A 12,392-nucleotide genomic window follows, 5' to 3' on the forward strand; every position below is an offset into this window, starting at 1 on the left:
TTCTGGACAGATATAAAAGCAAGCAATTTCAAAAATAAATGTCCAGACTGGACTGTTTGACTTAGAATCGCCTCACCGCCGGAGCACCGGCATCGTTGTGGAGCGCAGTTCAATGATCCAGTCAGAAAACGCATTGCCCCTGATCGTCGACCAGCAAACCGTTCGCGAGGCGCTTCCTCACCTCGACGTGCGCAGCGTGTTGGCGCAGATGTTTCGCGCGCTCGGAAGCCACATGGCAGTGCAACCTCCGCAGACGCTGACTCCTTTCCCGCAGAACGCTGGCGACTTCATCACCTATCTCGGCGTGATGGCGGACGCGAAGGTGTTCGGCGCGAAGCTGTCGCCGTACATCGTCACGCAGGCGAAACCGATCATTACCGCGTGGACGGCATTGATGTCGATGGAAACGGGGCAACCGCTGATGTGGTGCGATTCAGGCTTGCTGACGATCGAGCGCACCGCCGGAGCGACCGCACTCGCGGTACAGCAACTCGCTGCCGATCATGCGCGCCAGCTCTCTATTGTCGGCGCAGGGGCGGTCGGACGGGCTCATGTGCGCCATCTGGCGTGGACACGGCCGTGGCAATCAATCCGGGTGTTTTCGCCCGGGCTTGCGAACGACACCGAAAAACGTGCGCAGCTCGCGGCGCTCGATGAAAGAGTCTCCATCTGTACAAGAATCGAAGACTGTGTCGCCGACGCCGACGTCGTTGCGCTGTGTACCTCGTCCGGCACCCCGGTGCTGCACGAAAACATGCTAGGCAAGCCAGCGCTCATCACGTCTATCAGCACCAACGTGGCGAACGCTCATGAGATTCCGCCCGCATGGCTTGCCGACATGGACGTCTATTGCGACTACCGCCGCACCACCCCAGCCAGCGCGGGCGAGATGAAGCTGGCTTCGCAACATCATGGTTGGCGTCCCGAAGCCGTGCTGGGCGATCTCGCCGAACTCATGTGCGGCGAAGCGACTAAGCCATCCTATCGAAAGCATGCGTTTTTCCGCTCGATCGGGCTGGGTCTTGAAGACGTCGCGATTGCCTATGAACTGTTCAAATATCTGACTGCTCGAGCGGGCATGTAAGTAATCGCCACGATCTTGCCGACGCGCCAGATCGCACCATGCCGCCGGGGCAATGGCAAAGGCCGTTCGCCGACATGCTGGTCGTCGTGCCATCGAGCAGAAGTACCGCATCGCTCGTGGCAAAATGCCGAACATTTCGGACCTTCCATACCGTCGCCCACCCAAGTGGACTTTCAGAAAGCTGCAAGCATCTATCCCTATGCGAAAGCCCAAGACAACGGCCGCACGTCGGCTACTTCTGGATCGCTACAGCCGTGTCGCCGATGGCATTGCGCTGTTGTTTTTCCCCTACGTCGAAATCGTCATTCATGACCTGCAAAGTCAAACGATCGCCTACATCGCCAATAATCTGTCGAAACGCGAACTCGGCGACGACTCCGCGTTGGAAGAGATCGACCATTCCGCGGAGTCCGGTACGGTCGGGCCGTATGAAAAAATCAATTGGGATGGGAGGCGAATGCGGTGCGTCAGCACGGTGTTGTTCGACGATGCCGGTAGCGCTGTCGGCGTGATGTGCGTGAACTACAACATCGCCGTCTTCGAAGACATCAAACATGTGATCGATCGTGTGATCTCCGGCGCCGGTGTCGTGAAGCAGCCCGAAGAGCTGTTCAAGGACGACTGGCAGGAACGCATCAACACGTTCCTTCACACATGGCTGCAGGAACGTCAGTTGGCGCTGAATTCGCTGACTCGCGACCATCGTCGCGAGATCGTCGAAGCGCTGTGGGCCGAAGGGGCGTTCAAGGGGAAGAGCGCTGCCAACTACGTCGCGAATGTGTTGGGGATGGGACGTGCCACCGTCTATCAGCACATTAGAGATTTGCGAGGCACGGCGACCTGATACGGGACAAACAACACCGACCCGACATGCACGCGATGGCAAGGGCGATGCCCGTTGCGACAGCGCGTGCCTCACTCTGCTCGTCTGAATTTCCGGCGATAGACTCCTGTGCCGGTGCCTAGTTGCGTGCGCCGTGACCGCCGCTGTGGCCCCCGCCCTGCTCGAACTGAGTACTGCGACCGTGGAACCCATGGTGAAAGCCGTCGCCATGGTCAAAGTCGTGGAAGCGGCGGAAATCGCCGCCAAGGAATACACATGGCTGGCCGCGAGACGGGCACCCGGCATAGAACTCACACGGATAAGCCGGATACGCCGCGCACGTGTTGTAATAACCTGGCTCCGCAGCGCAATCTATCGTGCCAAGCAGCAGCACGGCAAACAGAACCTTCCCCTTCATGATGCAAACCTGCCATACCCCGTTCTTTCAGTACTCATCGCCACTATTCACAGCCGTCGGCATGATGGCGCCGTCACCCGATGGCATGTTTTGCGTAACAGGTGGCGCGTTTTGCGTTGTCCGGTGCCGCTGTCATGGTCTTTGATCGCCTATCCGCTGCGGCTGCATCGACGCAATGACTGAAGTTTAGACCATTCGATCCAGTGAATAACCAGACCTGTGAGCAAAGCTCAGTCCGGAGGCAGCCGGTCACGTCTGGCGAGTTCCGCGACCGGCTGAGGCAAGGTCCTTCGTCCCGAACTTTGATATCGTCAATGGTCGGCGACTCGCTCCCTGGAGCCGCTTGCTGGAGCGATGATCCCGAACAGTCCATTTGTCTCCTTGTTAGGACCGGCCGAGAAGTACAGCGTGTCGGGGCTCGAATTGCGGCCGCCACCGAGTGTCAGAGTCCACAGCCCGTCGATTGCCAGCGGATTGCCGAACTCATTCTCCAACTGATCGACGAACCCGCCGTCATTGTCGAAGACATTGATTCGACCATCGCCGAAGTTGCCAATGAGAATCTTGCCGCTGAAGCGGCCGAACGCAAACGATGCGCGCGTGATACCCCACGGCGAGTCGAGCGTCCCTCGGCTTGCAAAGCGACGCAGCAGGTGGCCGTCGGTATCGAATACATCGACGAATCCACGACCGCGTCCTGCATCGTCGTCGTGCTTCTCTTTGTTCTGCTTTGCGTAGGTGACGAAAAGATCCCCATCGATGTTCGCGATGCCAAACGGCGCGTAGCCGGCTGGGATGTTCGGGTCGACGAAGCCGCCGTCAGTCGTCGCAGGCGTGAACAGGCCGTCTGAACCGTTCGGCCCAAAGACATCGATCCGACCCGAACGGAAGTTCGTCGCAAACAGGAATCCGCCTTGCGCATTCACTCCGAAGACGAGCGCCTTGTAGACAGCCCCGTTGGCGGCGGAGGGATTGGACGAGTTATCGACCGCGATCACGGCGTTGTTCGCCGGATTCAACCCACCGGCCCAAGCGGAAATCGTGCCATCTTCAGTTGCGAAGATGAATATGGCCGGGATCTTGGTACCTGGCACGAGAAACGCAGACGAAGGATTCCATACAATCCCGGTTGGCGCCGCGGGCGTGGGATTCGGTGGAGACTTCGGAAGGACGGGATGACAGGCGCCGGCCGGTACCACGTTGCCTGGCAGCGGGATGGCGACCTGCAACGCCGTCACCTTTGTCCCCTCGCCGTCATACAGCGTGGAGCAGCCGGTGGCGTTGTCGCTGATCCAGAATGGACTTCCTGCCGGACTAAAGGCAATACCCCAGGCGTTCTGCAAAACACCGTCGACCTTCGGGGCAGCACCTGCCACGTTGGACACGAGCGGTTTGACGACATAGGCATCATCAGCAGCGGCATGCCCGATTGTGAAACCGGCGGCGAGCACAATCACAGCCGCCTTGAAACCACGCGAGATCAGAGACATAGCTACCCTCCTCGGCACTGGCGAGACATCGCCGCAAGCTAAACGACCGCAGGACTTCGAATATTCCCGCTCTACACGAAGAATTCCGAAGCCACGACTTGCCACGACCGATTGCTTCAGAGTCGACGACGTCGATCTATCTGCATGGTGATGAAGTGAAGCGGGCACGGCAGATGAGCGAGTTCGGCAGGTGGCTAAAGTGCCTTGCTAAAAGCCGCATCGTGCACTAAAAAACATCTACCTACCTCGTACGTCTACTGGCCGCCCAGCCAATGCGGTGGGCGCCTCCACCCAGCGAACGCGACAGTCTATGAGTCTTCTCGAGCTCAGAGGCGTTTCCAGACATTTCGGCGCCATTCAGGCCCTGATCGACGTGACGCTCAGCCTGGAGCCAGGCGAGGTGGTCGGGCTCATGGGCGATAACGGGGCCGGGAAATCGACATTGGTGAAGGTGGTCGCGGGCAACTTTCCGCCTTCGCACGGTGACATTCTCATCGATGGAAATCCCGTGCATTTCAACAAGCCGATCGACGCCCGCACTCGCGGCATCGAGGTCGTCTATCAGGACCTCGCGCTTTGCGACAATCTGACGGCAGCCGCCAACGTCTTCCTTGGCCGCGAACTGCGGATCGGGTTCGGACCTATCCGTGTGCTCGATCACGCGACCATGTATCGGCGTGCGGGTGATCTGTTCAAGCAACTGAAGTCCGAGACGCGCCCGCGCGACCTCGTCAGGCAAATGTCGGGAGGGCAGCGGCAAGCGGTGGCCATCGCCCGCACACGCCTCTCTGAAGCGAGGCTCGTCCTCATGGACGAGCCGACCGCCGCAATCAGCGTCCGCCAGGTCGCCGAGGTGCTCGATCTCATCAAACGCCTGTCCGAACACGGTATCGCCGTCATCCTCATCAGCCACCGCATGCCTGACGTATTCGCCGTCGCCCACCGGGTGGTTGTCATGCGGCGCGGGCGCAAGGTCGCGGACAAGAAGACCGAAGCGTCCTCCCCGGAAGAGGTGACTGGTCTCATCACCGGCGCCATCGCCGCTGCCTGAAACTGCCTTGCCTCGGAGCCCCACATTGAACGACGCGTCGCGAAGGCCCCCCACAATGCCGCCATTGCTCGATGATCCACAGTCCGCGAGGACGCATACTCGCTGGTCGGGACTACTCGCAAGCCAGGTGTTCTGGGTCGTGCTGGCAACGATCGTTGCCTGTATCGCCCTATCGATTGCGACCTCGACCTTCGCGACCTCCGAGAATCTTTTCAACGTTACGCGAAACTTCGCCTTCGTCGCCATCGTGGCGCTGGGAATGATGGCGGTGATCGTCACGGGCGGCATCGACATTTCGGTTGGCTCGACCATCGGCATCAGCGGTATCGTGCTCTCGGTCGTCATGAACGCGGGCTACCCGATCTGGGCCGGCATCGGCATGGGACTACTGACCGCCGGGCTGGTCGGCCTCGTCAATGGCTTGCTGATCGCGTATCTCGGCATGCAGCCTTTCGTCGTGACACTCGCCATGCTGAGCGTCGGCCGCAGCCTCGCACTCGTGATTTCCCGCAGCCGGACCATTTTCGATTTCGGCCCTGACGGCAGCAAACTCCTCGCGCTCGGCGGCGGCGCGACGCTCGGCGTCGCCAATCCGGTGTGGTTCCTGATCCTGCTTGGGCTGTTGTTCTGGTTCGCGTTCGGCTGGACGCGCTGGGGCCGCTACGTGTTCGCGATCGGCGGCAACCGTCATGCGGCGACTCTCACCGGCGTACCGGTACGCCGCATCGTTTGCAGCGTCTACGTGCTGTGCGGCCTGATGGCGGGCGTCGCGGCGATTCTCGAAGTCGGCTGGCTGGGCGCAGTCACGACAGGCCTCGGCACGGGCGACGAGCTGCGCGTGATCGCGGCCACCGTGGTCGGTGGGACCAATCTGATCGGCGGGGTTGGCAGCGCCTTCGGCACGGTCGTCGGCGCGGCGCTCATCGAAGTCATCCGCAACAGTCTGATCCTGCTCGGCGTCGACGCGTTCTGGCAGGGCACGGTCGTCGGCAGCTTCATTGTCGTCGCGGTGCTCTTCAACCGGCTCGGTGGCGAGCGGCAAGGGGATTGAAGTGTCTCTGGACGCACCGGCCGCTTTCGAGCCGGTGCGCAGGACGCGGGACGCGTTACGAAGACTGTGTAAGCCGACATGGGCACCGTAGAGCCGGCGCCCAACAGGAGGAAGCTATGAAAAAACTGTGGATGTGTCTTGCTGCGGCTGGAGGACTCGCGATGCTGGCGTCCCCGGGCTTTGCGGCCGATAAGACCCTTGCGCTGGTCGTCAAGGGTCTCGACAACCCGTACTTCGACCTTATGCATCAGGGATGCGAACGGGCGAACAAGGAACTCAACAAGCAAGGCTACAACTGTTATTACACCGGTCCCGCGACCGCGGCCGACGAGAGCGCGCAAGTGCAGATCATCGACGACCTGCTGACCAAGGGCGTCGCGAGCATGGCGATCTCGCCCGCGAACGCGCCGGCTGTGGCGGAGGTGCTGCGCCGCCGCGGCGGATCGGTCCCGGTCATCACTGCGGATGCCGATCTGCTCCCGAAGGATGCGTCGCTGCGCAAGAGCTATGTCGGCACCGACAACTACGAGCTGGGCGCCAAGCTTGGCGAGCAGTTGAAGATGCTGATGCCGAAAGGCGGCAACGTCTGCCTCGTGATGGGCAATCCGGCAGCGGAGAACATCAATCAGCGGGCCCAGGGCGCACGCGACGTGCTATCCGGCAAGAAAGGCGTCAGCAAGCTCGCTGGCGAGAACGGCTGGCATGAGATCAGTGGCTGTCCGCTCTACGTGAACGACGACGCCGCGAAGGCGAACCAGATGATGCAGGACACGCTGACCGCCAACCCCACGGGCCTCGACGCCTTTCTGCTGGCGGGCGGCTGGCCGCTCTTCGCTCCGCAGGCCTTTTCGCAGGTCGTCGCCCCGATCATGGACAAGATCAAAAACGGCAAATTCGTGATCGTCTCGGCTGACACGCTCGGGCCCGAACTGCAGGCGCTCAAGGACCGCAAGGTGAATGTGCTCGTCGGCCAGCGGCCCGAGGAAATGGGCTACCGCGCCGCGATGGTCATGCGTGACCTCGCGGAAGGGAAGTCCGTGCCTCCGGTCATTCACACGGGACTCGACGTCTGCACGTGGAAGAACGCCGACACTTGCCTGAAGCATTGAAAGCCGGTGACCACGGCGACGACGAAGCCGTACTTCGCGAGTCCCGGATGAAATGGCCATCGAAATGGATGAACGCGGTTCTGGCAGTCGTCGCGGTCGCTGCACTGCTTGCCGTCCCGTTGCCTCGGCCGGTCAATCTTACGACGAGGATTGCCACCGTGATCTCGATCGAGCGACCGGATACGGTGGTTTTCGACTACGTAACGACACCCGCTCACTGGCCCCGCTGGCATCCGTCTTCGCTATCGGTAAGAGGGGCGATCGACCACTCGTTAAACGTTGGTGAACAGGTTGCGGAAGAATTTCGCGTGGCGGGTCGCCGGGGAAGCGTCCTGTGGACCGTCGCCGTACGGGACGTCCGCGCAAATGGGCGATTGTCGGCACGATAGACGGGAAGCCAGCAGGCACAGTGAGCTACGCTCTAACGCCCGTAGCGTCCGGGACACGATTCGAGCGCGAGTTCGTGTACCGCGCACCGACACTGTGGTTTGCGGTGTTAAATGTCTTGTTCGTTCGAACGAGAATCCAGCAGGAATCCGACGAGGCAGTCGCGCGACTGAAGAAAGCCTTGGAAACAATGCCGTAGCCCGGATTTTTTCCGAATCTTTTGTTCACACACATTGCACTACAGAACCTGGAAGGCGGCGAATGCGCCGCCCACGAACACTTGCTGCGAGAAGATCTGCCAGATGCCGCCCACTCGCACGCCAATCATGCACATGGATTGGCGTGGATTCGCGCCAGCGCCCGGCACCGGGTAACCATTTGGAAAGCCGGGGATGCTCCTCGATCAGGCGCGGTGCGCTTGGCCAGCCCGGTTAGCGCAGATCGTTAATCGAGCGCGCCTTGTACCAGACATTCCATTCATCGAACGACCGCATGATGCGTTTGCTCGAATGCTTGCGCGCCGCCACGCTGTCCGCAACGGCGACGATCTCCTTGATGAACAGATCCATCACGTCGATGTTGCCGAAGAATTCCGCGGTCGAGTCATGACGGTTCTCGAAGTACGTGTGCAAGGAGATGAAGTCGACCTGATCGAAGCAGTCTTCGAGCACGCGATCTTCCCGCGCTCCATAGGTCGGCATGTCATGGGTCGACGAGCCGCACGCCGCGAGTTGAATGGTGGGATCGACCGCGCGCATCAGTTTGGCCGTTTCGAGCGCGACGCGGCCGTACTCGTCGGCGGTCTTGGGCCGCGGCAGCCGAATAGCCGAACAACCATTGGCGGAAGCCGGATTCGTAGATGAACTGGACGAGCGGTCGCGATGCATTGTTCGGTCCGCCGCCGGTCAGCAATTGCGCCTGACCGAACAGCTGGAACTGGAACACCGCTTCGATCACCGCAACCAGCGCGACGGTGCGCCGGATCGACGGCAGCGTGATCGCTCAGGGAAGGTCGAGCGGCGCTGCTCTCCACCTTCCCCCATTCGTGGGCGCGGAACAGGAAAGGTTACCGGCGGGCTTGCGTTGCCATACGGACTGCAAGGCCCGCTAGCACGGTGCCCATCAACCAGCGTTGAAGCGTAATCCACGTCGGGCGGCTCGCGAGAAATCCGGCAATCGAGCCAGCCATAGTCGCAATGGCTGCATTCACGCAGACGCTGATCACGATCTGCGTTGCACCCAGCGCAAGCGATTGATGAAATATGCTGCCGTGCGACGGATCAATGAACTGAGGCAATAGCGACAGGTAAAGCACGGCGATTTTGGGGTTCAGCAGATTGGTGGTGAACCCCATCAGGAACAGTTTGCGACGGCTGTCCACGGGAAGATCGCGGACCTGAAATGGTGAGCGTCCGCCGGGCTTGACTGCTTGCCACGCAAGATAGAGCAGATACATCGCGCCGCCAAAGCGGAGCGCATCGTAGGCGTAGGGTATTGCGAGAACCAGAGCGGTGATGCCGAATGCGGCACACAGCATGTAGAAGATGAAACCAAGGGCGACGCCAGCCAAGGAGATAAGTCCAGCTTGACGACCTTGGCAGATGGAGCGTGAAATCAGATAAACCATATTCGGTCCGGGTGTAAGCACCATGCCGAATGCAACGAGACCGAATGAAAGGAAATGGCTTAGATTGGGCATCGAAAACTCCAAAGTTACGCGTATCGAAGGCGGCGAATTTTCATCCGTGATTTTCCATTAGCTTTGCGGGTTGCCGCCAGCAGATGTTTTGCGAGACTCAAGCGAACGGATGCAGCGCCAGTTCGAGAACACAGGACGATGAGGAATAGGAAAAAGCAACGGCGGAAGGTTTTTGGACTGATCTTCTGCCGCACGATCGAGCCCAACTACATTCCAGCGAGAGCGGGCACGACAGCCAGCACGACAAGCCGAGCTGGTCAATCCTGAACGCGCCACGGGCGAGCATATGAGAGACTCCGGTGCCGCTGAACGTGGTACGTTGCTGCTGTACGCAAATACGGCAGCGCTTACTGGCCTCTTGCCGCACGCAGCCGGCGATATTGAACGCGCCCCCGCAATCGACCACCGCTGCGGTGGCGCCCAGTTCCGAGGAGTTACCATGCCGCTCGCCACCGCCTCCGCACGGCTCGCCGCCGATGCCCCCAACTATCTCGTGGCCCTCGAAGCCGGCCGCCATGCGCTCGCTGGCGACGAAGGCCCGCACGAAGGCGGTCAAGATCGCGGGCCTGCCCCTTTCGAATTCGTGCTTGCGGGTCTCGCCGCGTGCACGTCCGCGACGCTGCGCATGTACATGCAGCGCAAGGGCTGGCCCGACGGTGCCATCGATGTGACCACGACGCTCCACGCGGACCAGGAGCGCAACCCGTACATTCGTCGCACCGTCAACGTGGATGCGCCGCTCGACGCCACGCAACGGGCTCGACTCGCGGAGATCTGCGAAAAGACGCCCGTCACGCTCTTCATCAAGCGCGGCACGCGCATTGACACCACGATGATAGAGCGGTGAAGAGCGGATGAACGCGTACTGCAGGCTAGTTCCCGTCATTGCTCTCATATGGTCGATGCGCTTCGGCAACTGACGTTTCCTCTCAGTGTTGCCAGAACAGGGCGGCCGGCTGCATACAGCCATCGGAGGGACATACGCAAGGGATTTATTTAGCCCTTCAAGTTCCATCCGATCGTGCCGCGCATCGAACAAGAGCCGCATCGGCGACAATCAAAAAAAGCGCGTCAATCAACATCGGCTCATCAACTTCGCCGCGACATTCTCACCTTGCGTGGGGCGCATTTCTCATTCAGATTGTCGCGCCACACGATCGGGATTTCCCCGTCGGATAGCCGTTATGACCTTCGTCTCGTGCACGATAGCGCGGCCGAAAACGAGGCGGCGGATTACCTTGACCCGCCCGAGCCCGAGCCCGAACCGCCTCCGCCGTAACCGCCTCCGCCCGAACCGCCTGAGCCGTGACCGCCTCCACCCGGACCGCCTGAGCCGTGACCACCCGCGCCCGAACCGCCTGCACCCGAAATGCCTGCACCGTGACCGCCCGCGCCCGAACAGCCTGCACCCGAGCCGCCTGCGCCCGAGCCGCCTGAACCTGAACCGCCTGCGCCCGAGCCGCCTGCGCCCGAACTGCCTGCTCCGGGACCACCTGCGCCCGAACTGCCTGCGCCCGAACCTCCGGCGCCCGAACCGCCGGCGCCCGAACCGCCTGCACCCGAACCGCCTGCACCCGAACTGCCTGCACCCGAACTGCCTGAACCCGAACTGCCGGCGCCCGAACTGCCTGCACCGTGACCGCCTGCGCCCGAACTGCCTGCGCCCGAACTACCTGCGCCGGAGCCGCCTGCGCCTGAACCGCCTGCGCCCGAGCTGCCTGCACCCGAACTGCCTGCGCCGGAACTACCTGCACCCGAGCTGCCTGCACCCGAACTGCCCGCACTAGAACTGCCCGCACCCGAACTGCCCGCACCGCGACCGCCTGCGCCCGAACCGCCTGCGCCCGAACTGCCTGCACCCGAGCTGCCTGAACCCGAGCTGCCTGCACCCGAACTGCCTGCGCCAGAACTACCTGCACCCGAACTGCCTGCACCCGAACTGCCCGCACTAGAACTGCCCGCACCCGAACTGCCCGCACCGCGACCGCCTGCGCCTGAACTGCCGGCATTCGAGCTGCCGGCACCTAAACCACCGGCACCGGAACCGGCTGCGCCTGCGCCCGAGCTGCCTGCACCTGCGCCCGAGCCACCGGCACCTGCACCAGAACCACGTCCGCCCGAACCGGCCGCGCCTGCACCCGAGTTGCCGGCATTCGAACCGCCCGCACCCGGACCGGCTGCGCCTACCCCTGAACCGCCCGCGCCCAAACCGCCTCCTGCGCGAGCGCCTGCAGGCTGCCTTTGAACCAGTTGCAGTGAAGCAGAATTCCGAGAAGGTGCGCCGCGAGTATTCGGAGAAGATGCACTGCGGTGATCGAGCGAAGCGGAAGACCGGCGTGGGGCGTGCTCAGCACTGCTAGTTGCAGATCCCAGCGCAGGAACTGGCGATGGTCCCGCGACATGATCGGACGAAGACGCTCGTGGCGTCGGCGATTTGGGTCCAGTGGTCCCGCTCGCATGCCGCTCGATTGCTCTCACGTCCGGCGCCGAATGGCGGCGAGCTTGTGTAGCGGTATAGCTTGCCTCGTCGGGCCCTCGCGTAACCGACTGCGGCGCAGCACTATCCGGAGTAGCTTTAGCGCCATGATCGGACGGAACGGAAAACGCAGGCGGGGCGAGTTCAGCACTGCCAACCGCGGTTGGGTGAGTGGGAGGCGGCAGCACGACATGCCCGAACCACGTCGTGTGTGGCGCTGGCGACGTGGTTTCGATAATCCCGAGCGCCTGATCATCGTCGAACCGATCGATTTGCGCGACCACACCCATGACGGCGACAGCCAACGCGCTTGCCGACCCAGCCCAAAGCGCGAGATGTCGGCCACGCGAAGGCTGTGCGGTATCGATGTCTGCATCCGGGCTACCTGCACCCGAACCCGGAAGCCCGGTCCGCCTGAACATTCCAACACGCTTTGGATCGTTTCGCCTGGTCCTTCCATTCACTACGTTCATCTGCCGTCCCCTTACGGAGAGCTCATCGAAATGAGCCGCGGTTCGGCCTGTTCGCCCACGGTTCCGTCACGGCAATGGGGAGCCGTGAACCAGTTTTTCTATCCTAAGCCTCTGAGCTATGAAAACGCCCGCCATCTTCGTGGCTGATCTGGACTAGTGGCCGGAATCGCCGTCCGGCGCACCTCTGCGCGATCCCTCCAAAGTCGGCGGCGACTCATGCAAATGCAGCATTCACTGTGCCTGATAGGTCGCATCCCAATGAAGCTATGAGATCGTGGACATAGCATGGGCATACACGGCTCAACAGGGTCCGTGCGGGGCGGGGTTGCGG

At 61.7% G+C, this 12,392-nt stretch carries 12 protein-coding genes and 1 pseudogene; 10 read left to right on the forward strand and 3 right to left on the reverse strand.

Annotation, left to right across the window (positions count from 1 at the left end; genetic code table 11):
* Nucleotides 1–112 precede the first annotated feature (112 nt).
* The 3 genes from AB4Y34_RS20220 (at nucleotide 113) to AB4Y34_RS20230 (ending at nucleotide 2,508) form a co-directional block, all read left to right on the forward strand.
* Nucleotides 113–1,084 carry an ornithine cyclodeaminase family protein gene (locus AB4Y34_RS20220; protein ID WP_368716997.1) on the forward strand — a complete coding sequence of 324 codons (972 nt, stop codon included), beginning with the start codon at nucleotides 113–115 and terminating at the stop codon, nucleotides 1,082–1,084.
* 199 nt (nucleotides 1,085–1,283) lie between these two features.
* A complete protein-coding gene (locus tag AB4Y34_RS20225; protein ID WP_008923557.1) occupies nucleotides 1,284–1,928 on the forward strand; it encodes a transcriptional regulator in 645 nt (214 codons plus the stop codon).
* A gap of 190 nt (nucleotides 1,929–2,118) precedes the next feature.
* A complete protein-coding gene (locus AB4Y34_RS20230; RefSeq protein WP_368716998.1) occupies nucleotides 2,119–2,508 on the forward strand; it encodes a hypothetical protein in 390 nt (129 codons plus the stop codon).
* Between the two features lie 128 nt (nucleotides 2,509–2,636).
* Here AB4Y34_RS20230 and AB4Y34_RS20235 read toward each other — a convergent pair whose 3' ends face one another.
* Nucleotides 2,637–3,815 (reverse strand): TIGR03118 family protein, encoded by a 1,179-nt coding sequence (locus AB4Y34_RS20235; RefSeq protein ID WP_368716999.1) that lies wholly within the window; start codon nucleotides 3,813–3,815, stop codon nucleotides 2,637–2,639.
* 310 nt (nucleotides 3,816–4,125) lie between these two features.
* On the opposite strand from AB4Y34_RS20235, the gene AB4Y34_RS20240 reads away from it, so the two are divergent.
* The 4 genes and pseudogenes from AB4Y34_RS20240 (at nucleotide 4,126) to AB4Y34_RS20255 (ending at nucleotide 7,612) form a co-directional block, all read left to right on the forward strand.
* Nucleotides 4,126–4,866, forward strand: coding sequence for an ATP-binding cassette domain-containing protein (locus AB4Y34_RS20240; protein ID WP_176122759.1), 741 nt, complete (start codon nucleotides 4,126–4,128; stop codon nucleotides 4,864–4,866).
* A gap of 55 nt (nucleotides 4,867–4,921) precedes the next feature.
* The gene (locus tag AB4Y34_RS20245) at nucleotides 4,922–5,917 is read left to right on the forward strand and encodes an ABC transporter permease (protein ID WP_176122760.1); all 996 of its coding nucleotides are present in this window, start codon (nucleotides 4,922–4,924) and stop codon (nucleotides 5,915–5,917) included.
* A 116-nt stretch (nucleotides 5,918–6,033) separates the two neighbouring features.
* Nucleotides 6,034–7,026: a sugar-binding protein gene (locus AB4Y34_RS20250; RefSeq protein WP_368717000.1), complete on the forward strand. Its 993-nt coding sequence runs from the start codon at nucleotides 6,034–6,036 to the stop codon at nucleotides 7,024–7,026.
* Nucleotides 7,027–7,175: 149 nt separating this feature from the next.
* Nucleotides 7,176–7,612: pseudogene (locus AB4Y34_RS20255) on the forward strand (SRPBCC family protein).
* 232 nt (nucleotides 7,613–7,844) lie between these two features.
* Here the strand turns inward: AB4Y34_RS20255 and AB4Y34_RS20260 are convergent.
* Together AB4Y34_RS20260 and AB4Y34_RS20265 are read right to left on the reverse strand one after the other, a co-directional pair.
* The gene (locus AB4Y34_RS20260) at nucleotides 7,845–8,300 is read right to left on the reverse strand and encodes a hypothetical protein (protein ID WP_368717001.1); all 456 of its coding nucleotides are present in this window, start codon (nucleotides 8,298–8,300) and stop codon (nucleotides 7,845–7,847) included.
* Nucleotides 8,301–8,479: 179 nt separating this feature from the next.
* Nucleotides 8,480–9,112, reverse strand: a complete 633-nt coding sequence (locus tag AB4Y34_RS20265) for a LysE family translocator (protein WP_176380515.1) — start codon at nucleotides 9,110–9,112, stop codon at nucleotides 8,480–8,482.
* A gap of 439 nt (nucleotides 9,113–9,551) precedes the next feature.
* Between AB4Y34_RS20265 and AB4Y34_RS20270 the strand changes: the two genes are divergently transcribed.
* The 3 genes from AB4Y34_RS20270 (at nucleotide 9,552) to AB4Y34_RS20280 (ending at nucleotide 12,208) form a co-directional block, all read left to right on the forward strand.
* Complete coding sequence (locus AB4Y34_RS20270) at nucleotides 9,552–9,959, forward strand: OsmC family protein (protein WP_018435075.1); 408 nt, start codon at nucleotides 9,552–9,554, stop codon at nucleotides 9,957–9,959.
* A gap of 337 nt (nucleotides 9,960–10,296) precedes the next feature.
* A complete protein-coding gene (locus AB4Y34_RS20275; RefSeq protein ID WP_368717002.1) occupies nucleotides 10,297–10,899 on the forward strand; it encodes a hypothetical protein in 603 nt (200 codons plus the stop codon).
* 880 nt (nucleotides 10,900–11,779) lie between these two features.
* Entirely contained in the window at nucleotides 11,780–12,208 is a 429-nt protein-coding gene (locus tag AB4Y34_RS20280) for a hypothetical protein (protein WP_368717003.1), read from the forward strand.
* The last annotated feature ends 184 nt before the right edge of the window (nucleotides 12,209–12,392 follow it).

It is taken from the genome of Paraburkholderia sp. BR10954, from assembly GCF_040965775.1.
Lineage (GTDB): Bacteria > Pseudomonadota > Gammaproteobacteria > Burkholderiales > Burkholderiaceae > Paraburkholderia > Paraburkholderia youngii.